Annotated in this window: 20 protein-coding genes; 15 read left to right on the top strand and 5 right to left on the bottom strand. The window is 44.7% G+C overall.

What is annotated here, in order from left to right:
- Positions 1-262 precede the first annotated feature (262 nt).
- Together LZG72_RS12840 and LZG72_RS12835 are read right to left on the bottom strand one after the other, a co-directional pair.
- The gene (locus tag LZG72_RS12840; protein WP_233872562.1) at positions 263-1,144 is read right to left on the bottom strand and encodes a bestrophin family protein; all 882 of its coding nucleotides are present in this window, start codon (positions 1,142-1,144) and stop codon (positions 263-265) included.
- Positions 1,138-1,728, bottom strand: a complete 591-nt coding sequence (locus LZG72_RS12835; RefSeq protein ID WP_233872559.1) for a PolC-type DNA polymerase III — start codon at positions 1,726-1,728, stop codon at positions 1,138-1,140. The genes LZG72_RS12840 and LZG72_RS12835 overlap by 7 nt, the downstream gene beginning before the upstream one ends.
- An 89-nt stretch (positions 1,729-1,817) precedes the next feature.
- Between LZG72_RS12835 and nspC the strand changes: the two genes are divergently transcribed.
- Positions 1,818-2,975 carry a carboxynorspermidine decarboxylase gene (nspC, locus tag LZG72_RS12830; RefSeq protein WP_233872556.1) on the top strand — a complete coding sequence of 386 codons (1,158 nt, stop codon included), beginning with the start codon at positions 1,818-1,820 and terminating at the stop codon, positions 2,973-2,975.
- A 133-nt stretch (positions 2,976-3,108) separates the two neighbouring features.
- Here the strand turns inward: nspC and LZG72_RS12825 are convergent, their stop codons facing one another.
- The gene (locus LZG72_RS12825; RefSeq protein WP_233872553.1) at positions 3,109-4,002 is read right to left on the bottom strand and encodes a PIG-L deacetylase family protein; all 894 of its coding nucleotides are present in this window, start codon (positions 4,000-4,002) and stop codon (positions 3,109-3,111) included.
- Positions 4,003-4,237: 235 nt separating this feature from the next.
- Between LZG72_RS12825 and LZG72_RS12820 the strand changes: the two genes are divergently transcribed.
- The 5 genes from LZG72_RS12820 to LZG72_RS12800 all read left to right on the top strand — a co-directional run bounded on the left by LZG72_RS12820 (position 4,238) and on the right by LZG72_RS12800 (position 11,975).
- Entirely contained in the window at positions 4,238-5,902 is a 1,665-nt protein-coding gene (locus LZG72_RS12820) for a CTP synthase (RefSeq protein WP_233872550.1), read from the top strand.
- A 79-nt stretch (positions 5,903-5,981) separates the two neighbouring features.
- Positions 5,982-7,802, top strand: a complete 1,821-nt coding sequence (gene yidC / locus LZG72_RS12815; RefSeq protein ID WP_233872547.1) for a membrane protein insertase YidC — start codon at positions 5,982-5,984, stop codon at positions 7,800-7,802.
- 119 nt (positions 7,803-7,921) lie between these two features.
- A complete protein-coding gene (locus LZG72_RS12810; protein ID WP_233872544.1) occupies positions 7,922-9,634 on the top strand; it encodes an ABC transporter substrate-binding protein in 1,713 nt (570 codons plus the stop codon).
- A 15-nt stretch (positions 9,635-9,649) separates the two neighbouring features.
- Entirely contained in the window at positions 9,650-10,945 is a 1,296-nt protein-coding gene (gene hemL / locus LZG72_RS12805) for a glutamate-1-semialdehyde 2,1-aminomutase (protein ID WP_233872539.1), read from the top strand.
- Between the two features lie 19 nt (positions 10,946-10,964).
- The gene (locus LZG72_RS12800) at positions 10,965-11,975 is read left to right on the top strand and encodes a glycosyltransferase family 2 protein (RefSeq protein WP_233872536.1); all 1,011 of its coding nucleotides are present in this window, start codon (positions 10,965-10,967) and stop codon (positions 11,973-11,975) included.
- Positions 11,976-12,073: 98 nt separating this feature from the next.
- Here the strand turns inward: LZG72_RS12800 and LZG72_RS12795 are convergent, their stop codons facing one another.
- Entirely contained in the window at positions 12,074-12,844 is a 771-nt protein-coding gene (locus LZG72_RS12795; RefSeq protein ID WP_233872533.1) for a class I SAM-dependent methyltransferase, read from the bottom strand.
- Between the two features lie 57 nt (positions 12,845-12,901).
- Between LZG72_RS12795 and LZG72_RS12790 the strand changes: the two genes are divergently transcribed.
- Positions 12,902-13,276, top strand: coding sequence for a hypothetical protein (locus LZG72_RS12790; protein WP_233872530.1), 375 nt, complete (start codon positions 12,902-12,904; stop codon positions 13,274-13,276).
- Between the two features lie 35 nt (positions 13,277-13,311).
- Here the strand turns inward: LZG72_RS12790 and LZG72_RS12785 are convergent, their stop codons facing one another.
- Positions 13,312-13,464, bottom strand: coding sequence for a hypothetical protein (locus LZG72_RS12785; protein ID WP_166444435.1), 153 nt, complete (start codon positions 13,462-13,464; stop codon positions 13,312-13,314).
- Between the two features lie 215 nt (positions 13,465-13,679).
- On the opposite strand from LZG72_RS12785, the gene hisS reads away from it, so the two are divergent.
- The 8 genes from hisS to LZG72_RS29350 all read left to right on the top strand — a co-directional run bounded on the left by hisS (position 13,680) and on the right by LZG72_RS29350 (position 23,277).
- A complete protein-coding gene (gene hisS, locus LZG72_RS12780; RefSeq protein ID WP_233872527.1) occupies positions 13,680-15,050 on the top strand; it encodes a histidine--tRNA ligase in 1,371 nt (456 codons plus the stop codon).
- 52 nt (positions 15,051-15,102) lie between these two features.
- The gene (hisG, locus tag LZG72_RS12775) at positions 15,103-15,966 is read left to right on the top strand and encodes an ATP phosphoribosyltransferase (RefSeq protein WP_233872524.1); all 864 of its coding nucleotides are present in this window, start codon (positions 15,103-15,105) and stop codon (positions 15,964-15,966) included.
- 1 nt (position 15,967) lies between these two features.
- Positions 15,968-17,236 (top strand): histidinol dehydrogenase, encoded by a 1,269-nt coding sequence (gene hisD, locus LZG72_RS12770; RefSeq protein WP_233872521.1) that lies wholly within the window; start codon positions 15,968-15,970, stop codon positions 17,234-17,236.
- Positions 17,237-17,305: 69 nt separating this feature from the next.
- Entirely contained in the window at positions 17,306-17,734 is a 429-nt protein-coding gene (locus LZG72_RS12765; protein WP_233872518.1) for an antitoxin Xre/MbcA/ParS toxin-binding domain-containing protein, read from the top strand.
- On the top strand, positions 17,734-18,189 hold the full coding sequence (locus tag LZG72_RS12760) for an RES family NAD+ phosphorylase (RefSeq protein WP_233872515.1): 456 nt from the start codon (positions 17,734-17,736) through the stop codon (positions 18,187-18,189). Before LZG72_RS12765 ends, LZG72_RS12760 begins: the two co-directional genes overlap by 1 nt.
- Before the next feature lie 6 nt (positions 18,190-18,195).
- Positions 18,196-19,290, top strand: coding sequence for a histidinol-phosphate transaminase (gene hisC, locus LZG72_RS12755; RefSeq protein ID WP_233872512.1), 1,095 nt, complete (start codon positions 18,196-18,198; stop codon positions 19,288-19,290).
- 44 nt (positions 19,291-19,334) lie between these two features.
- Entirely contained in the window at positions 19,335-19,856 is a 522-nt protein-coding gene (locus LZG72_RS12750) for a hypothetical protein (RefSeq protein ID WP_233872510.1), read from the top strand.
- A 103-nt stretch (positions 19,857-19,959) separates the two neighbouring features.
- Complete coding sequence (locus tag LZG72_RS29350) at positions 19,960-23,277, top strand: exodeoxyribonuclease V subunit beta (RefSeq protein ID WP_233872507.1); 3,318 nt, start codon at positions 19,960-19,962, stop codon at positions 23,275-23,277.
- The last annotated feature ends 91 nt before the right edge of the window (positions 23,278-23,368 follow it).

Raw genomic sequence — 23,368 nt, 5'->3', positions numbered from 1 at the left:
AAAATAGTAAGTATTTAATAGTAAGAAAATTGCTCTAATTTTTTCCAAAACCATTGATTAGAGCAAAATCGGACGCATTTCAGCAATGATTTTTGTCAAAAATGGTAAACTTCGGAAAATCGGGTTTCAAAAATTTGAATAGTTTCATAAGAAATGCTTCAAGCCTGGAAAATGGGTCTAATATCGACGGGAAGATAATCTTGAAAAAAATGTAAATTTTAATCAGTTTCTAACCAGGTTCTAATAATTGGCTCGGTTAGCACTAGCTGAGCAGTGCATGGGTGGAAGTTTTGATGCCTGCACAAATTCTTTCAATGGGAAGGTCATTGCTGTCATCACCAAAAGGATCCTCGATTTCTTCGGCGATCACCTCCAGGCTGGCCAGAATGTAAAAAACGAACATAACAAAAGGTACCACCAGCATATGCAAGCTAAACACGTAGCCGATTGGTAATGTGAGGCAGTAAATGAAAATGAATTTTTTTATAAAAGAGCTGTATGAAAGTGGGATCGGCGTGTTTTTGATACGTTCGCAGGCACCGCAGATATTGGTCAGCGATTCAATTTCATGATTTAGCAGAATCGTATGTTCAGGTAGCAAAACGCCATTTTTTTGTAGTTCAATGACTTTGGCAAAAATCGCGGACGCAATCTGGTTGGGAATGTGGTCACTCATTTTTAGCCGGTTGCGAGGGAATATACTGGCATCCTCAAATTCTTCTGGCCGATATTTATTCCTCAAATGATTTTTTAATGCAAATGCATAGTTCGGGATCATTTTCTGAAAAAACTGACGTTCGTCGTCATGTGAATTTTCAAGTAATGCATTGATTTTCAGTGCCAGGTTCCGGCTGCTGTTTACCAGCGATCCCCATTGTTTTCTGCCTTCCCACCACCGGTCGTATGCGGTATTCGTGCGGAAAACGAGTAGCATGGAGATTACGAAGCCCAGCAGGGAATGCATGAGCGATATATTTTTCAAGTCGGTGTTGGTACCCACTTTCCAGACAATCATCAGAAGGTATGCGACTATGGCTGAGTAAACGCCAATTCCGAGGATCAATGGGGTAAGCTTTCGGACGGTGTCGGCTTTTTGAAAATAGAAAATATACCGGAACCACTCCTTTGGATTATAATCTACCATACAACTTTCACCTGATCGATAAGCTTGAAAAATTCTTTAAAACATTTTGCAGTAAGGCGGGCGTCTTCGAGTGCATTGTGAGTATCTTCTTCCCGTTCAAATCCGAAGTATCCCGCAACCGAACCCAGGCTCAGCGAACGCGGGACCGTTTTCCCATTCTTTTCAAGGATTTGGAAAAATAAATAGGATACAGTGTGCAAATCGAGCATTTTATTGGAAAAGCCCCATTTCATTTTCTCGTTCCGGTAAGCAAACCGCAAAAAGTTGATGTCATTAATGACGCTCTGGCCGCAGATGATCACATTATTCAGGCTGGGTTTTCCCGCATTCAGCTTTTTGATCCACTTTTCGAACTCGGGCAAAACGTCATAGATCATCGGAGCATCTTCCAGGTCGGCCATAGACAGCCCGTGGACTTCTTCTGATTTGACTGAAAAAGCTTCTTCGTTTTCAGGGTATACATTTTGAAGGTAAGTGCCGAGCGAGCGCCAATGATCATCAAAAAGCTCCGCCCCGATCTGAATAATTTCGTTCCAGCCTGGTTCAGGGCCGGTCATTTCAATATCTAATACGAGAAAAGCCATGAGGTGAATCGGGGGAATAACTTATACTTTTGCATACAAAATTATAGAAACATTGCATTCAAGGTTGTCTCACTATTCATTTATATCTAATGCCAATTGATTATAGCCAAATACCTTCTCCCTGTTTTGTACTGGAAGAAGAGCTGCTTCGCAAAAACCTGGAATTGATCGACTCCGTCCAGAAAGCTGCGGGGTGTAAGATCATTCTCGCATTGAAAGGCTTTTCGATGTACAGTGTTTTCCCGATTGTGAAGGAATATCTGGACGGTGCCACGGCCAGTTCGCTCAACGAGGTCAAATTGATCAATGACTTCATGGGCTATCAGGCTCATACTTATATGCCTGCGTACCTGGATAACGAGTTTCAGGAGATTATGGAGCGCAGCAGCCACATTACCTTCAATTCACTTGGACAATGGGAGCGGTTTAAAGAGAGGGTGGAGGATTTTAAAACAGCAAACCCCACGCACAAGCTATCTTGCGGAATTCGGGTCAACCCGCAATATTCAGAAGTGGAGACTGATATGTATAATCCATGTGTCCCAGGCTCCCGACTGGGAGTAACGCGCGACAAGTTACCCGCTGAGCTTCCCGCAGGCGTGGATGGAATTCATTTCCATACGCTGTGTGAAAATGGCGCAGACACCTTGGAACGGACGCTCGAAGCTTTAGAGTCCAAATTTGGCGATTTGCTGCATCAGGCAAAGTGGCTTAACATGGGTGGGGGACATTTAATGACAAGAAAAGGTTATGACACCGATAAACTAATTAAATTAGTTAGTAATATTAAAGAAAAGTATAACTTGGAGGTGATACTGGAACCCGGGTCGGCCATAGCCTGGCGAACCGGAGAACTGGTGACAACGGTGCTCGATGTACTGGATAGTCAGGGTGTGGATGTGGCGATCCTGGACACATCGTTTGCGGCACATATGCCCGACACTTTGGAGATGCCGTACAAGCCTTTTATTGTGAATTCCCACCACGATCCCGAGCCGGGCAAGCCGACTTACAGAATGGGGGGAATGACTTGTCTGGCTGGGGACTTTATCGGGGATTACTCATTTGACAAAACCCTCGAAATTGGGGATAAAATCATATTTGAGGACATGATCCATTATACGATGGTGAAGACCACTACATTTAACGGTGTTAATTTACCTTCCATTGGTATATGGAAAATGAGTGGAGATTTCGAATTGATTCGCTCTTTCGGTTATGAGAGTTTCAAAGACCGGCTATCTTAGTAAATATTGTAATATTCCATGAAATCTGAATTTTAATGAAAGAGCCTGATCTTGGGATTGTGAAATTTCACAACGCGGATCAGGCTCTTTTGGTTTTAGTACTTCGGTAAGATGGAGCGTTTTTCCTAACTAGTTACGGCAGCATCGGGAACAGTCGTTTAATGTCTTCGGGAGTAGGTTGTTTTCCGTATTCGCATATCTCAAATACCTCCACAAATTTTACGGTTTCGGCTTTTTCTTTTCCATACCATTTCTCCAGTGTAACCTTGATTTCAGGGGTAACGGACGAACGTCTTTCGATGGAAGAGGTCAACCATTTTTTGCGCTCGACAACATCTTTTGGAACGTTAGCAAGATCCTGATTTGTCCAGGGAAGCCACTCGTAAAATTGGGAAACGTGCGCATCCAGTCCGTGAACCTTTTTAGCAAGATTAGCAGTGATATCGATCGCGATATCCGGACGAAATGGATTTGGTCTTTGAAAACGATCCCTGAAATAGAGAAAAACCGGGTTTTTGGTCAGTGGAGGCACACTACTAAGTACATTTGGCACAATTACTAAGTAGGCCGCATCCTGCACAACCACGCCCGTGTTGCGGTGATCGGGGTGATAATCGTTGGTTCGCGGCGCGATTACCATATCCGCATTCCATTCACGGATTTTCCGAATGACAGCCAGCCGATTTTCTAATGTCGGAAAAAGCTCGCCGTCGTGATTGTCCAGCACGTCGTATTCGATGCCTAGTCGTTTTGCAACTTCTTTAGTTTCGGCCAGTCTGCGTTTAGCAAGTTCGCCGCCACCGATATCCTGGTGACCGGCGTCCCCATTCGTCAGCGAAACGAATTTAACTTTGTGCCCCATTTCCGAGTAAATCGAAGCAATGCCGCCTGCACCGAGGTCACAATCATCGGGGTGCGCACCAAAGACAATTATTTTCAGCGGTGTTTTGCCAGTTTGAGTTGTCTGCTGAGCAAACGTCGGGGATAGTAGTGCGAGGAAAAACGGGAGGAATAAAAGCTTTTTCATGTTTGTATATTTCAAAGGTTTGGTTTGATTGTAAAGCTGGAAATTAAAGATTTGTTGTGATAATCCTGCATTAAAGCCTCTCACGATTGATTCGCGAAAAAAAGATCTGCCGGTAACAGGTCAGATTAACAACTGGTTAATGCAATAAGGCAAATATTTGAAAAGGCTTCGCTAAGATTCCTGCCACATTCTTGTATCTTTGTATCCCGTAATCATAGAAAAAAAGCAACGTCTTATGGCTTCCAAAGCACAAAAGACCGCGAAGTACATTTTCGTTACGGGCGGTGTAACATCTTCATTGGGCAAAGGAATTATTGCCTCCTCATTAGCTAAACTACTGCAAGCCAGAGGTCTTTCGGTAACAATCCAAAAATTCGATCCTTATTTGAATATAGATCCGGGTACTATGAATCCGTATGAGCATGGTGAATGCTATGTTACGGACGACGGTGCTGAAACGGATCTTGACCTTGGACATTACGAGCGTTTTCTGAACGTCCGGACGTCCCAGGCAAACAATGTCACAACCGGGAGAATTTATCATAATGTCATTACAGCGGAACGTCGTGGCGACTTTCTTGGAAAAACAGTCCAGGTTGTTCCTCACATTACCGACGAGCTCAAAAGGAATATGCTTTTGCTCGGCCAGACTGGCGATTACGACATTGTAATCACAGAAATCGGTGGCTGCGTAGGTGATATCGAATCACTTCCATTCCTCGAAGCGGTTCGTCAGGTTAAGTTTGAAATGGAAGAACATGATACATTGGTCATCCATCTTACCTTAATCCCATACCTCAATTCGGCGGGAGAATTAAAAACAAAACCGACCCAGCACTCGGTGAGAATGCTGCAGGAATCGGGAATTCAGCCGGATATACTGGTGTGCAGGTCTGAGCACCCGTTACCTTATGATATCCGCAAAAAAATAGCGCTTTTCTGTAATGTCCAGGTCAATTCGGTGATCGAAGCAATGGATGCGGATACGATTTATGCCGTGCCTCTGCTGATGTTGAAGGAAAGACTGGATCAGCGTGCATTATATATGCTGGACATTTACAATGATAAAGATGTAGATCTTGATTCATGGAAAACGTTTTTATCCAGACTGAAAAACCCGGTAGATTCTGTCAGGATTGGTCTGGTAGGAAAATATGTGGAGCTGCATGACGCCTATAAGTCGATCGTGGAGTCATTTATTCATGCCGGCGCGGCAAATGAATGCAAAGTCCATATCGAATGGATCCATTCAGAAAGCCTGACTGCAGATAATGTGGTTGAGAAACTCGATAATCTGGATGGAGTACTCGTTGCGCCAGGATTTGGCGAGAGAGGAATAGAAGGTAAAATTGCGGCGATCCAGTATGTGCGGGAAAACAACATTCCGTTTTTCGGTATTTGTCTCGGAATGCAGATGGCTGTGATCGAATATGCAAGAAATGTGATCGGTTGGGAAAGTGCCCATTCGGTAGAAATGGACGCGTCGACAGACCATCCGGTGATCCATTTGATGAAAGATCAGAAAGATGTTTCGAATAAAGGCGGGACCATGCGTTTGGGAGCTTATGCTTGCCGGATTAAGAAGGATACGCTGGCATTCAGGATCTACGGTAAAACCAATATCAGCGAACGCCACAGACATCGGTACGAATTCAACAGCAAGTATCTGAAAGATTTCGAAGACAAAGGATTTATGGCGACAGGTATAAATCCCGATAATAACCTGGTTGAAATGATGGAGCTGCCAAATCACCCATTTTACATCGGTGTACAGTTTCACCCCGAACTGAAAAGTACAGTGATGAACCCGCATCCGCTTTTCGTGAATTTCGTAAGTGCGGCGTTAAGCTATTCGCTCGAAAAAAGATCGGTAGAAGCATTAAATCCGTCCATCCATTAGCAGAAATGCCATTAAGAAAATCTTATTACCTTTGCGATCCCATTCAGGGGTACGTATTTCAATCATTTTTAAATAAATAATGGATAAAAATTTTGTAATCGGCTTAGTGCTCATTATGCTAATGCTGATAGGCTACCAGATATTGGTCCCGAAACCCGTGGAGCCAACACCTGTGGAGCAAGTAAAAAAGAGTTCATCAACAGCCTCTGTTTCCTCCTCAAAAGTTCCGGATTCTACTCAAACTCCCTCCCAATCAACGGATACTATTGCTCAGATAGCTCCGAAAGACCTGGTTATAGAGACGAAAGATACCCGCGTCGTTTTCACAAATAAAGGCGGCGTAATGAAGGAAGTTTTATTGAAAAACTATAAAACGTACGATCAGAAGCCCCTCTACCTCATTGCGGAGGATCATAACAAATTTGAACTTACCCTGCCGACTCAAACAGGCGACGTCAGACTGACCGATCAATTCTTTACGACAACCTCTGAAAACCAAACACTTGCAGAAAAGGACTCGGCAACAATTACCTATCGTACCATTCTTAAAAACGGCCAGTTCGTAGAGCAGACTTATGTTGTTCGGGGAACGGGTTATGTGATCGATTATGGCATTAAATCAAATGTTGCGGGCGTTTCTGAAAAATCGCTTGCATTCAGATGGGATAATGACTTGTTGCAGCTTGAAAACGATATGCATAAAAACCGTGAAGTGGTAACGATCAACTACTACACGGATGAGCTTCTAAGCCTCTCAGCCAGTCCAACTTCTAATGAAGAAGAGAAGACTGCAGATCCTGTCAAATGGTTTACGATCAAGCACAAATACTTTCTCGCGGGCTTGATTTCTGAAAAATATCCATTTACAAATACCACACTTCGTGCCGATGTGAACCCGAATGACTCGGTTATCGTAAAAACGATGCACGTGGACGCCGGAATTCCGATGCTGGCAATACAAAAAGGAGACGCGAAATTTCAGTTCTTCCTGGGCCCGAATGATTACCACCTCGTGGATAAAGTGAAAGCCGAGAATTTCGACCAGAATGTATATCTGGGATATGCATTTTTAAAGCCAATCAACAAGTTTTTCCTTGTACCGCTTTTTAATTTCATCGAGAAATTCGTGAGCAATTATGGTCTGCTGATCATTCTCCTAGTACTTTTTGTGAAAACGCTTTTGACCCCGCTGACTTACAAATCGTACATCAGTATGGCGAAAATGAAGCTGCTGGCCCCCGAGCTTGAACAAATCCGTCAGCAAAATCCTGACGATATGGCGAAACAGCAACAGGATCAGATGAAACTGTACCAGCAGGTAGGAGTGAGCCCATTGAGCGGTTGCGTCCCGGTACTGGCTACAATGCCGATCTTGTTTTCATTGTTCTTCCTGTTTCCGAACCTGATCGAACTCCGGCAGCAATCTTTCTTGTGGGCCAGCGATTTATCCACGTACGATTCCTTCATCAAACTTCCGGTGACCATTCCGCTGGGTATTGGAAATCACATCAGCTTATTCACCATTCTGATGACAGCTTCCAGCATTGGATATGCCTATTATAACAACCAGATCACCCCAACGCAGCCCGGCCCGATAAATATGAAGGTGCTCGGATACATTATGCCGTTGATGTTCATGTTTGTATTGAATTCATTTCCAGCAGGTTTGACGTTCTATTATTTTGTATCAAACGTCGTGACGATCGCTCAGCAGTTGTTGATCAAGAGGTTTGTAAACGAAGACAAGATCCGGGCCATTCTGGATGAAAACCGCAGAAAGAATGCGAATGGAGAGAAAAAGCAGACAAAATTCCAGAAGTATCTTGAAAAATCGTTGCAAGCTGCGGAAGAGGCAAAAAAGAAGCAGGCGGAACTAGAGAAACGCGCTAAAAAGAAATAAAAGTTTTACCGTGTCGTACTATAAGGGCAATGTTTCCAACCGGAAATATTGCCCGTTTTTTTCCCTTAGAACGGTTTTTGTAATTTGACCTTACCATATTAACCTGACCCACACATCTGATGAGAGTTATCTTTTTCCTGGTACTGGCGATCCATTTCGGCATTGGCCATTTTGCAATCTCACAAAATATAGCACAGGCTGAAAGCAAGTATAAATCTGCCGTTACCGATTACAAGCAGGGGCGATATGCAGTGGCCATGGAGAAATTGTATCCGATGACCAGTGTGAATGTAAAAACGCAATATTCACCTTACGCCCATTATTACTATGCACTGTCTGCCTATCAGCTGAAACGCTATAAAGAGAGTCGGCAGATGTTGATGCAATTGCAGAGTCGCTATCCTGGCTGGAACCGTATCAACGACGCCTACTATTTGCTGGGGGCTATAAATCTGGAAAATGGCCAGTTAAAGGAGGGGTTGGACGTTTTGCAGAAGATTAAGGAATCTTCCTTTTCAAAAGACGTTCAGGCTTTAAAGCAGCATTATCTTGCGCCGATAGGCGATGTTTCTAAATTAAAAGAACTTCAAAAACAATACAGTTCCGACCGGGACATTGCGTTGGCATTGGTCCAGTTTATCGAGAACTCCCCGACAGCATCCCAACCCGATCACCAGCTGGCAGCACAACTGGACAAGCAGTTTAAATTCAGCAAAAAAGAAAAGGTTGTTTCCGAGGAAAAACCAAAACGAAGCACGCCAAAAAGCGAGGGCCAATGGACGAAAGGATATTTCGACATTTCGGTTCTGCTTCCATTCCGGCTGGATGAATTCAGTACCTCAAAACGCAGGTCAAATCAATTTGCATATGACTACTATCTAGGTTTAGTTATGGCCAGGGAGCAATTGCAGACTGAGGGGATTACCGTTAACCTCTGGGCTTACGACGTCGGTAATGATGTGAATTCAATGCAGACTATCGTAGATAATAAAAACTTTCAGGCGTCCGATATGGTGATCGGTCCATTGTATCAGGGGACATTTGATGTGGCGGCAGGCTTTATTTCACAGTCACCGGGCATTATGCTGAACCCACTTTCCACTGATCAGAATCTATTAAAATCAGCTTCTAACATCTACCTGGGACATCCGTCTATCAATTTTCAAACGCAGAAAGCTGCTCAATGGATGAAGACTCAGTCGCCAGGGTTAACGTCTGCGGTCTTTTATGGAAATACCCCCAAGGATTCATCGATGGCTGCTTTGTATGCTGCCGAATGGAAAAGTAAGGGTGGGAAGGTCTTGGGGCCGACGAAGATCCAACCGGATAGGGAATGGCTGGAAAGCAACATTCCTGGTTTTGAAACGACCAGACCGGGTCACATTGCCTTATTTTCCTCCGACGGCTCTTCCGGTGTCAACTTAATGGAGGTTCTAAATACAAGGAAATTGACGACTACTCCTGTTGTGGCGACTTCAACCAGCTTTAATCAACAACAGGCAAGAGTTGCGAAATACGGCGCACGTCTGTCCCTGATCAACCCGGATTATGTCGATCGGGAAAAGGAAAGCATCCGCGAGTTTCAAAGGAATTATTGGAACAAAACGAGTTCATTTGCTTCCGTATATTCCTATCAGGGATATGATCAGCTTTTGTTTTTTGGACGCATGTTAAACAAACACAAAGAAAAACTGACAAACGGCCTGCAGTCACGGAAATACGGTGAAGAGGATTTCCTGCTCGCAGGATTTGATTATACCAATTCAAATGAAAACCAAATTGTACCTGTATTGAAATTCAACGGCTCTAAATGGGTGCCGATTGACAGGTAATCTCTTAATAATACTATGAATATCTCAACAAGTCAGTCTCTTTTCGAAAAAGCGCAACAATACATTCCAGGTGGCGTCAATTCACCGGTCCGGGCATTCCGCGCGGTTGGCGGCTCGCCTATTTTTATTAAATCGGCAAAAGGTCCCTACGTGTATGACGAGGATGGAAACGAGTACATTGAGCTGATCAATAGCTGGGGGCCGATGATCCTCGGTCATGCAAACGATTTGATACAAAAGGCCGTTTCTGACGCCATTCAGCACTCTTTTTCGTTTGGGGCGCCTACCCGACGTGAGGTCGAGATCGCGGAGCTGATCGTTTCCATGGTACCATCTATTGAGAAAGTACGAATGGTAAATTCAGGTACCGAGGCTACTATGTCTGCGATCCGCGTTGCGAGAGGTTTTACAGGCCGGGACAAAATCATCAAGTTTGAAGGATGTTACCATGGTCACGGAGATAGTTTTTTGATCGCCGCGGGTAGCGGCGCGGCCACTTTCGGAACGCCTGACAGTCCGGGCGTTACCAGGGGAGTTGCAAACGATACCTTAACGGCGCCATTCAATGATCTCTCGGCTGTTCAAGGCCTGGTAGATGCTAATAAAAATCAGATTGCGGCACTCATTCTTGAACCCGTTGTCGGGAATATGGGGTGTGTGTTACCTGCGGAAGGGTTTTTGGAAGGTTTGCGGCGGATTTGTGATGAAGAAGGCATCGTTTTGATCCTGGATGAGGTCATGACCGGATTTCGTCTTTCGAAAGGCGGGGCGCAGGAGCGGTTCGGCATTACACCAGATCTAACAACGTTAGGTAAAATAATAGGGGGAGGAATGCCCGTGGGAGCGTACGGCGGTAAAGCTGAGATTATGAATTGGGTTTCACCTGCCGGGCCTGTCTATCAGGCTGGTACATTATCCGGGAATCCGATTGCGATGGCAGCAGGGTTAACTATGCTCAACTATCTGAATGAGCATCCGGAAGTCTATTCACAACTGGAAGTTTCAGGTAACAGGTTGGTAAACGGCTTCAAAAACTCGCAGCAGAAACTGGGTCTGGATTATACCTTGAATCACATTGGCTCGATGTATACACTCTTTTTCACCAGTCAGCCGGTTACAGACTTTTCTACTGCGAAATCATCTGATCTGGTACTTTTTGGTAAATATTTCCACGCGATGCTGAACCGCGGCATTTATATGGGACCGTCGCAGTTTGAAAGCATGTTCCTTTCCACCGCATTAACCGATTCGCATATCGACACCATTATTGCGGCCAATCAAGAATCGCTCAAAGAAATCCTGAGTATTTAACGGTTATCAGATTTCAAACATGCGCCTCTACTCCATTATCATTCCGGTTTACAATCGTCCCGACGAGTTGCAGGAATTGCTCGAATGTGTGGTTTTACAGACGTATAAAAATTTTGAGGTAATCATTGTCGAGGACGGATCAAAGGTTAAAGCTGATCAAGTGGTTGACAGATTTAATGATCAATTAAGTATCCGGTATTTCTTCAAAGAAAATGGCGGTCAGGGGTTTGCCAGAAACTATGGTTTCGAGCGTGCAGCAGGCGATTATTTCATACTATTCGATTCGGATGCATTGATCGAACCGGATTATCTTCAGATTGTCGATGAAAAGCTGAACGCTGATTTTGTCGATCTGTATGGCGGGCCGGATACCGATCATCCTTCTTTCACGCCCATTCAAAAAGCGATCAGCTACTCGATGACGTCGGTTTTTACGACTGGCGGCATTCGTGGGAAAAAGAACAATATGGGTGGTACATTCCATCCCAGAAGCTTCAATATGGGACTTTCGCGAAAGGTTTGGGAGCGGACCGGAGGTTTTTTAACGAGCCGGATGGGGGAGGATATCCTGTTTAGTATCGCAGCTTTACGACTTGGTTTCCGTTCTGCATTGATCCCGGAGGCATTTATTTATCACAAAAGGAGAACGAAATTCGTCCCGTTTTTCAGGCAGCTCAAATTTTTTGGTCGCGCGCGTATTAACATTGCACGTTATTATCCGGACGAACTTAAACTGGTTCACACCTTTCCGCTTCTTTTTACGCTGGCAGTCTGCAGTATCCCGCTCTGGTTTTTAATTTTTAAGCCTTTTTTTTATCTCGGATTAATTGGCGTGGCGGCTTATTCGCTGTTGCTATTTTTCGATGCATTCAAGCAGACTAAAAGCTTTGAAGTTGCTCTTTTGAGCATCTCGGCTGCATTTGTCCAGCTTTTTGGCTATGGTTTTGGTTTTTTGGAGGAAGGCTGGAAACGGATCTGGGAGAAGAAATCGCACCGGGAGACTGGCGCGGCGATTGAATATCCTTCGTGAACCGGAGACTTGGTAAGTCTTAAGACGGGGTCGCCGAGACTTCCCAAGTCTGCGATGGTTGGTAGCGTGCGGTAAGACTTGGTAAGTCTAGCGGGACGTTACTTCCAGCAGAAATAAACGATTTCCTGGCCTGGTAATGCATATTTCTTCACTTCTGCCGGAGTAAGTTCGTCCATTACGAAGCGGTCTTCTTTTACATTAAAGCCTCCTTTTTGTAACTCCTGACCATAATTTCTCCCAAAAAGCCTTAAATGGTCGTTTTGCAGAAAATGCTTTTCACGTTCTTTCGGGTCGGTGATCGTGGCGTCTTCGTAGGTGGTTTCGTATTTCAAATCTTGCGGGCTTTGAATCAATGCCCAGCCGCCTGGCTTTAAAACACGATATAACTCGCTCATTGCCAGTATGTAATCATCAACGTGCTCCATTACGTGATTACAGAATGCAACGTCAAATGTATTATCCTCAAACGGGATCTGGTGAATGTCCATTTTCACCTTTGCGAGCGGCGATTCAATGTCTGCAGTAATGTAGTCCAGGTTTTTCATTTGCTCAAAACGATCGATGAAGCAATATTCCGGGGCTACATGCAAGACTTTAAGATTTTCCTTAAAGAAATTTGTTTTCCGTTTTAAATAAAGCCCCATCAAACGATGTCTTTCGAGCGAGAGACAATGAGGGCATAATGCATTCTCGCGGCTTGAAGTATTCCTTCCATAAGGCAGGAATTTGCGGTAACGGCTGTCGCAAACGGGACATTCGACCTTGTTACCTAAATAAAATATGCTGAGAAAACGGGCTACCCAGTGTCCGACAAGTTGCAGGTAGGGCCGGGGAATGTATCGTAAGACTAAACTTATGATGGATTTCATTAATCTATTGACTAAAAATTGATAATTTTAGGATAATTACCTGGAAAAAATTACTGAATGATTCCTTCGATAGATCCAAAACCACCTGGTAAAAGGCTGATTAAAAGAATGTCAACGCGTACCAAATGGATGATTCTTGCTCCATGCGGATTGTTGCTGTTCAGTTTTGGCCTTACCGTTCTCAGCGAAGCTGCCCACCAGCGTCGCATTGGAGAGCCTACGCAGGTTTGGGTCGTGTTGGGTTTGTACAGTCTCGTCCTGATTAATGGAGGATTGATCATGTTCGGGGAAGCACTCCGGTTCCGGATTCTTCTTGACGTTCGTCGCGAGGCCCGCAGAAGTATGCGTCAGCTTCTCAGAAAAGTCAACACCAAGTCTTCCAACAAATCCAAATCCAGTAAAAAAGCAAAAAGCCCTACCAAAACAGATTGACAGGACTCATTGAATAACATTTCCGAGAGGCTTGATTATTTCTTGTTAGCTTCAAACTGAGCTTTTATTGCCTCAACATCGACGTTGCGAACTTCTGGTTTGCGTAAAAGATCTTTGATTTTCGCAGTACGATTATTAGCTACTGCCTTGTTTCTACGACCTTTACGTTTTAATTCCGTAACTCCCATTGTAAATATTGTTTTGTGAACGAGGCGCAAAATTAAGCATTTCCTTATAAATAATGCAGAGAATAGTCACAAATATTGCCTAAGTCAACCTAACTTTGCGCTCCAATTGGCCCGATAGGCCATTTTTTTTTCGGACATTTGATCGTTTCTGCCGTCGCAAAACACCGCATTTAATCAGACGATCGAAATTTACAGCAAATTGACAGACCCATACAATGAGTAAACCATCTCTTGCGCGCGGAACCAGAGACTTCGGTCCCGAACAGATGGCCAAGCGTACTTTCATTTTCGATACAATCAGAAGTTCTTTTCAGCGATATGGCTTTCTGCCATTGGAAACTCCGGCGTTCGAAAATCTTTCCGTTTTAATGGGAAAGTATGGTGACGAGGGAGATCAGCTGCTTTTCAAATTACTTAATTCAGGCGATTTTAGCGGAAAGTTGTCGGATGCTGACTGGAATGCAGGGTATAAACCGCTGACAACCAAAATATCTGAAAAAGGTCTTCGCTACGATCTGACGGTACCTTTCGCGAGATATGTGGTGATGAACCGCGGCACGCTCGCAATGCCTTTCAAGCGTTACCAAATCCAGCCCGTATGGCGTGCGGACCGTCCGCAAAAAGGGCGGTACCGGGAGTTCTACCAATGCGATGCAGATGTTGTCGGCACAGATTCACTGCTTTGCGAAGCTGAGATCGTCATGCTTTTGCATGATATTCTGCCGGCTCTGGGTATCACCGATTTTACGGTTAAGATCAATAACAGAAAAATCCTGACCGGAATCGCAGATATGATCGGCGCGCACGGAATGGAAGGTCCATTGTGTGTGGCGATTGACAAGCTGGATAAAATTGGGGAAGAAAAAGTAGTTGAAGAATTGCTGGAAAGAGGTTTTTCGGCTGAAAGTATCGATCTTTTGAAACCGATTTTTAGTCTTTCCAATGATGCTGATCCATTTGCGGAATTGAGAAAATGGCTGGCAGATTCGGAAATTGCATTAAAAGGCATTCAGGAACTGGAAGAGGTTTGGGCGATGGTAAAAGTACTTGGCCTGGAAAATGCTAAAATCGAATTTGACGTGACACTTGCGCGCGGATTATCTTATTATACCGGGGCTATTTTTGAGGTTAAGGCTAATAATGTGCAGATTGGAAGTATTTCCGGTGGCGGACGTTATGATAACCTGACCGGCACTTTTGGAGTCCCGGGGATTTCAGGCGTGGGTATTTCGCTGGGCGTCGACCGGATTTATGATGTAATGGAAGAATTAAACCTTTTTCCGGAAAGTCAGAAGACGAGTACGAAAGTAATGATTTCCAACTTCGATCAGGAAGCATTTAACTATGGATTATCCATCTTGCCAAAACTCCGGAAAGCCGGCATTAACTCGGAAATTTACCCCGATCAGGTGAAATTGAAGAAACAACTGGACTATGCCGACCGAAAAAATATACCTTTTGTGATCCTGATCGGTTCAGATGAAATACAGTCCGGGTTGCTTACTTTAAAGAATATGAAGTCCGGCGAGCAGCAGAAATTGAGCGCCGAAGATATTATGGCAACTTTGTCCGGAGAAAATAGCTAACCCAACTTTTAATGATACTTAATGGCCGTTTCAACCAAGGCCGGTGACTAAAATGAAGGATAATATTCTAAGAATAGCAATACAAAAATCGGGTAGGTTAAGTGAGGATTCTTTAAAACTGATTAAAGAATGCGGAATTCGTTTCGATAACGGTGCCGGGAAACTGAAAACGGACGCGACTAATTTTCCTGCTGAAATCCTTTTTTTGAGGGACGACGATATTCCGGGTTATGTGGAAGATGGCGTGGCCCATTTGGGAATTGTGGGAGAGAATGTGTCGGAAGAATCGGCCAGGGATGTGGATACGGTTCATAGACTTGGTTTTTCTAAATGCCGTCTTTCAATCGGGGTTTTGAGAGAACACGATTATGCCGGCGTCCAGGATCTGGAAGGTAAAAGCATTGCTACCACTTACCCACGTTTACTTGGCAAATATCTCGAAGCAAATAACGTAACTGCGCAGATCCATGAAATCAGCGGCTCCGTCGAAATCGCGCCGAGTATCGGTTTGGCGGATGCCGTTTGCGACATTGTGAGCTCAGGAAGTACATTACTTAGTAATGGATTGAAAGAAGTTGAAACGATCTTTCGTTCGGAGGCGGTAATGATCGCTAGCAAGCATCTTTCGGACGTTCAAAAGGATCTGCTGGACCAGCTGCTTTTCAGGATAAAATCCGTTCAGGTTGCCAAAAACAATAAGTACATCTTACTCAACTGCCCGACGGATGCGGTTGAGAACATCTCCAAATTTCTGCCGGGAATGCGTTCTCCAACGATTTTACCATTAACTACCGAAGGCTGGTGTTCGCTGCATTCTGTAATCAATGAGAATGAATTTTGGGAAAATATTGAAAAGATCCGGCAGGCTGGGGCAGAAGGTATCCTGGTGATCCCGATCGAAAAAATGATCTTGTAGTATGAATATTATTCCATTTCCGGAAAGAGGTCAATGGGCGGCATTACTGGCGCGCCCGGTTCTGGAAGCGCAGGATATCGAAGGAAAAGTGTTGCCGATCCTGAATCAGGTAAAAGTGCAGGGTGATGCGGGAATAAGGGATTTGGCGAGACGTTTTGATAAAACAGAACTTACGGACCTTGCTTTTTCAGAAGATGCGATTTCAAATGCGGAAGGTAAGCTTGATGCTGAATTAAAGAATGCGATCGGTCAGGCTTATCGTAATATTTATAAATTTCACGAAAAGCAGGTTCAGCCGGTCGAGAAGATCGAGACGATGCCCGGCGTAACTTGCTGGCGAAAAAGCGTGGGGATCGAAAAGGTAGGGATTTACATTCCCGGCGGTTCGGCTCCTTTGTTCAGTACGGTTTTAATGCTGGGAATTCCGGCGCAAATTGCTGGTTGTAAAGAAGTTGTACTTTGCACACCTTCGGATCATCCGGCTATTTTATATGCTGCAAAATTAGTGGGTGTTACCAAAGCATTCCGCATTGGCGGTGCCCAGGCTATTGCGGCGATGGCTTACGGAACAGAAAGTGTTCCCAAAGTTTACAAGATATTCGGTCCCGGAAATCAATATGTAACGACTGCCAAAATGCTGATCAGCAAGGAAGGAATTGCTATTGATATGCCTGCCGGACCGTCGGAAGTCGCTATTTACGCGGACGATACCGCAATTCCTGCATTTGTTGCTGCTGATCTTTTGTCACAAGCCGAGCACGGGCCGGATAGTCAGGTACTCCTTGTTTCGACGAGTAAAAAACTACTTTCTTCTGTTAATTTGGCCTTGGCTTCACAATTAGACAACCTGCCAAGACGTGACCTGGCAGCACAATCGATTCAGAATAGTAAAGCCATTTTGGTTGAGTCACAGGAAGACGCCATTGAACTCTTGAACCAGTATGCGGCGGAGCATTTAATTTTAAGTGTTGAAGATGCAGAAGCTGTTTCGGAGAAGATCAGTAATGCAGGATCCATATTTTTAGGAAATTACACGCCCGAATCCTGCGGAGATTACGCATCCGGAACCAATCATACCTTGCCTACAAATGGCTATGCGAGAGCGTATAGCGGCGTTTCAGTCGATAGTTTTGTCAAGAAAATAACAGTACAAAACATTACTAAGCAAGGCATTCAAAATATCGGACCGATCGTAGAAGCAATGGCGGAAGCGGAATCATTGGAGGCACACAAGAAAGCAGTTACGATTCGGTTGAAAAGTCTTTTGTGAAAAAATTTCAAAAACCGGGAAATTTGTCATAAATTAGAGGACATATTTCCAAGGTAACCAAAAGAGATTATGACAGCACGAATGGTAAATGAGCGTTTGGGAGGCTACGGTATTCTCAAACATTCGGTTAAGAGCGATTTCGACCTAGCTTATCTTGCCGAAAACGGCATTCCAAAAGCATCAATCCAGCATTTAGCCGATTCCGTTGCGATGGATGTAAAAGACATTATCGCACTTTTGCCCGTCACTTCAAGGAACCTGCAACGCTACAACGACATTGATCTTCTAAGTAATGTCGTTTCGGATCATCTGATCGCATTAGCTGATCTATTTTCCGTGGGAGCCCGGGTTTTGGGCAAAGATTATCTTCACGGGTGGCTCAATAACAACATACCGGCGCTCGGCCAGGAAAAGCCCATCAACTTTCTTAAAACACATGCCGGCATTGATCTGATCAAAACGGAACTGGGGCGTATCGAGCACGGAATATTTGCTTAATGGAGCTTTTCAGAGTCACACGATCCGAGTATCAGAACGATCTAACTGGAATCGGAGCTTTTCATCACGGCGGACGCTGGAATTCCCCCAGAAATTACATGCTATATACTTCGTCCCACCGCTCGCTGGCTATGCTGGAAGTGTTGGTACACTGGAACAAAACCACACCGCCACCCGATTACGTCGTTGTCGTATTGTACGTTCCTGATTCTATGGCTACGATGCAAACACCTTATATGATAAGCGACTGGCAGGAAGAGCAGAACTGGACGAAGGAAGCGGGAGACAACTGGCTCCAGGAGGGGCACTCGCTGTTATGCAGGGTTCCCTCGGTCGTCGTTAAATCTGAACATAACTATCTGGTCAATCCGCTGCATTTAAATGCAGGTTCAATCAAAGTTGTCGGTGTTGAGCCATTTGTATTTGATAAACGGCTTTTTGTCCTTTCTAAATAAAAAATAATGCGGCAATGCCGTGGAATGAGCATGAATACTTTTGATTTAAATAAAATTCTCCGGCCACACATTATCTCCCTGGCACCGTATTCATCTGCACGTGACGAGTATACCGGACACGTGGGAGTATTTCTGGATGCCAATGAAAATCCCTATGGCTCAGTTACAGAAGAAAATTACAACCGGTATCCGGATCCTTATCAGGCGGAGATCAAGCAGAAAATCGCTCCGATCAAAAACATCAATCCCGAGCACATTTTTCTGGGTAATGGAAGTGATGAGCCGATCGATTTGCTCGTGCGGGCTACCTGTACGCCGGGACAAGATCATGTGATCATTATGCCGCCGACGTACGGAATGTATGAAGTGAGTGCCTCCATTCACGATGTGAAAATCGATAAAGTGTCATTGACTACTGATTTTCAGATTGATACGGAAGCTGTTTTGAATGCAGTCACGCCGGTTACAAAAATCATCTGGATCTGTTCGCCGAATAACCCGACAGGGAATGTGATGCACCAAGAGTCTATCCGGAAAATCCTTGAAAACTTCAATGGGTTGGTGGTCGTGGATGAGGCTTATATTGACTTTACCGACGAACCTTCATGGATCCAGCATCTGGGCCAATATCCAAATCTGGTCGTTTTGCAGACTTTTTCGAAGGCCTGGGGGCTGGCCGGATTACGAATCGGGATGTGTTTTGCATCAGCCGGGCTAATCCGCATTTTGAATAAAATCAAACCTCCGTATAACATCAGTTTACCCGCCCAGCAGGCGCTGCTGGAAGGTATCCGGCATGAGGATCGTAAAAAAGAGATGGTCATCGACATTCTGGATCAACGCTTTTTATTGCGTAACAAGCTGGAAAACTTGCCATTAGTTATAAAAATTTATCCCTCAGACTCCAATTTTCTTCTGGTGCAATTTGAAGACGCAAAAGCGGTAATGGACTATCTTATTCACGAGACGATCATTGTTCGGGACCGTTCGCGGGTCCATTTATGTGACGGGTGTCTGAGAATAACCGTGGGTACAGGAGAAGAAAATGAAGTTTTGATCGATTCTTTAAAGAAATACCAGCAGAAAAGCGTTATTGTGTAGAATAGCATTCAGCACTCACAGACATTTCCCCTATTCAATTACTTATGAAGAAATTAGCCTTAACATTTATTTGCACCCTTTGTTTTGGAATTGCACAAGCTCAATATGACAATTGGGCCGTAGGTTTTAAACTTGGTGAGCCTACCGGGATTAACATCCGCAAGTACTTCAACAACATTCATGCGCTCGACGTAACTATTGGAACCTATGGCGGCATCTTGTCCAACGATCGGAAATACAGAGGGGATGAGGGGATTTACAAAAATGCCGGGGTTTCACTTCAGGTACATTATCTGTGGCACACACCGCTCTTTAATTCGGAAGCTGTTCATGTTTACTACGGACTCGGCGGACAGGTAAACAGCCGCAGATCATATCCAAAAAGATTGCTGGGCAACTACGAAAAAGACATTTCACTCGGCGGTTCGGCTTTAGCGGGGTTTGAATATTACATTCCCGACAACCGCATTTCGGTTTTCCTGGAAGCAGGTACGTATGTCGAACTTTTGCCAAGACCTTTTTATCTGAGCCCGAATATTTCTGCGGGTATCCGGTTCAATTTGTAGGTCAGAGGATTACATTATGGATTTCAAAAGCAGGTGCAAACCTGCTTTTTTTGTGTAAATTGATCAGGCTTTTACGTCACTAATCTTCATTTTTTAGCTCAAAGTGTTTAAAGTATACAGTTCATCGGCAGGGTCGGGTAAGACTTACACGCTCACAAAAGAGTATCTCAAACTTGCTTTAAGTTCTGACTCAGAAACTTACTTCCGGAATATTCTGGCTGTAACCTTTACCAATGCGGCGGCCAATGAGATGAAAGACCGCATTCTGCTGATGCTGCGCACATTCAGCCCGCTGCCGGAGACGCATATTCCGCCCATGCTCAGGGATATTGTGACTGAATTGTATCCGGATGCACTGGAAGATCAGGAGCTTTTCGCAGCCGGAGTCAGCCGCATTTCAGCGCGGTCTGAGGTGGTTTTCAAACAAATCCTGCACCGGTACTCCGATTTTTCGGTGATGACGATCGATAAATTCACGCAAAGACTGATCAGCAGTTTTACAGATGAACTTGGCATTCCATTCATTTTCGAAACCCAGCTCGATGGCGATCTGCTCGACGAGGCGGTGGACCGTCTGCTGGCGCGGATCGGGCAGGAAGGTGAAGATGTGTTGACGGATATCGTTGAAAAATATTACCGTGAAAGTGCGGAGGAAGGTAAAAGCTGGGGCACGTTACCTATGCAGATCCGGGAAGTTTCGGGGACGTTGCTGAGCGAGCAGAGTTACCTGCAGATGAAACGGGTCGAAAACCTCAAAATGGAGGACTGGATCACGATCCGGAACCAAATGCGGGGTTTTGTAAAAGAGAAAGAAGCATTGATCCGCAAACTGGCAGCGAATGCATTTGAACTCATCCAATCTACCTTTCTGGCCGAAAAAGATTTTTTTCAGAGTGGGAGGGGCATTTACGGGTATTTCCGTGATCGCGCCGAAGAGAAGAAAATATGGGGCGAGCCGAACTCTTATGTTTATAAAACTATCGGAGAAGGAGTTTGGTACGGTGCAAAAAGTCCAGGGTTGATCAAAGATGAAATAGAACGGGTGCGGACAGACCTCGAAAACTATTTTCACCAGATCGAAAATATACGGTCATCGGAAACGGCCAAAGTAACACTTTACAGGCAGCTCGACAGACACATTTACAGCTTATCGTTACTCGGCGAGATCCGCAAGGAATTTGATGCGCTTTTAAAGCAAAACAATCAGGTGCATATCTCTGATTTTAATCGTAAAATCATTGAAATAGTGACCAGGGAGCCGGTACCGTTTATTTTTGAACGTCTCGGCGAGCGATATAACCACATTCTGGTAGACGAATTTCAGGATACTTCCAAGCTGCAGTTTGCCAATTTGCTTCCACTGATCGAGAATGCACTGGCGGGCGGTTTTTTCAACCTGATCGTCGGGGATGCGAAACAATCCATTTACCGGTTTCGCGGCGGGGATATGGATCTCATTTTGCAACTGGCGCAGAGCCAGGTAATGCAATTGGCGACGGTGCTGGGCGACAATGACTTTCACGCCGAGCGGTTACTCAGCCTGGACCAGTTCCTGAATGTGAATCATCTCAAAACAAACCGGCGGAGCTTTCGGGAGATTACGGATTTTAATAACCAGTTTTTCGCATTCATTGCTGAGACAGTCGGAGAAGAATTTCCATTGATCCGGGAAGTATATGATCAGAATTTCCAGCAGGAGATTCCCGACGAAGTGAAGGAAGGCGGGCATGTGGAAGTTGAATTTTTGGAATTGAATGATGATTCGGACGAAACGTCGATTGAGGAAAATGCGGCTGACGGTATTGTAAGAAGAGCTACTGAGCTTGTCAGTGAGCTGAAATCTCAGGGTTACAACTGGCGTGACATTGCGATTTTATGTCGAAAAAAAAAGGAAGCCACTGCTCTCGCCAACCGAATGAAAGAAGCAGGTTTTCCGCTGATTTCGGATGATGCGCTTGCATTGAGCTACTCGCGGGCAATCCATTTCATCATTTCGTTCATGAAGGTGTTGCATAGCTCCGACCACCGTTTGGCCCGGTATGAAGCAGCTTACCTTTTTCATCACATCATCCGACGGCAAAATCCCGCTCCGGCGGAATATGAACAGATCCGGATTCTGTGCGAGGAACGGGGTCTTGACTCTTTTCTTGGCTATTTCAAGAAATGGAATATCAGCCTGAGCTCGTTCCGTATGCGGCAATTGTCTGTTTTTGAATTGAGTGAACAGTTAATGCAACGTTTTGGGTTGTTTGAGAACCATTTTGAAAATGAATATCTCTTCCGTTTTCTGGACGTCGTATTAGAATTTGGCAACCGGAAAACCAATCACCTCGGCGACTTTTTGACGTACTGGGAAAATGTCCGTCACAAGCTTTCCATTACCATTCCCGAGGAAACGGATGCGATCCGCATTACGACGATACATAAATCGAAAGGCCTGGAATATCCGGTCGTGATCGTTCCGTATGCACATTGGAAAGTAACTCCAAACGCTAAACTTGACAGACTTTGGGTTGATCTGGAACAGGTTGATCATGAGGAACTTGCATTGCCAGGCCAGCCTGATTATGCACCAAAAAAGCTAAAAAGCTCCATGGTTTCGGTCATTAAAGAGCTTGAAAATACGGCAGTGGCCGATCAATATCAGAACGAGCGGACGAGGACATTGGTTGAAAACCTCAATCTGCTGTATGTGGCCTTTACGCGGCCGGTCCAGCGGCTGTATATATTGGCAAAACGCGAACGAAGATGGGAATCGGGCGCGCAGATCAATCATTGGCTTCGCGATTATCTCAATCAGGAGCATGTTAAACCGACGTGGGACGATATGATCTCCAAATATGTGATTTCAGACAACGCGAGCCTGCCCGGGCATGCGCATTTGAAAACGGATGCGCAGCCTTTTGTACTAAAAAACATTCTTAGCAACGACCGCACCGAATCGCTGCGGCTACGGCGGATGGCCGACCGGATTTTTGATGTTCAAACCTTTGAGCCGCGTCACGACAGGTTGCAAAAAATGAAGTACCTGCTCACAAGGTTGAAGTCGGTTTCAGATCTGCCGGCCGCATTGGAAAAGCTGGTGGGTGAAGGGATTTTTACCAGAAGGGAAACGCATGAAATGGAAACGTGGGCGACTTCTCTTTTGCAGGAACCTTCTTTAAAGACACTTTACAACGATGAAAATCGCGTTCAGGTTAATAAAGAATTACTTATTCCAGGAGGTAAACTGCTACATATAGACCGTGTCGTTCAAACGCCGGAAGCGCTCATTTTTATGACATTCACCGGCGGCGCAAATGCGGATGAGCCCCGCAGGCATTTGAAAAAAATAATTAACACGTTTCAGCAGCCTGGAAAGCGGTCACGGGGGGTGATCATTTCAATGGAAGACGAAGCTGCGGAATGGATTGATGTATAGGCAATTACGCATTTTTCTGTAATGAGATCAGAAGATGGAGTCGCATTAGAATTATAGAAATAATTTTAAGCATAAAAAAAGGCAAAAGCCA

It is taken from the genome of Dyadobacter sp. CY323 (assembly GCF_021390245.1).
Classification (GTDB): Bacteria; Bacteroidota; Bacteroidia; order Cytophagales; family Spirosomataceae; genus Dyadobacter.
Note: the sequence above shows the minus strand (reverse complement) of the source record. Positions and strands in the feature narration are given on the sequence as shown.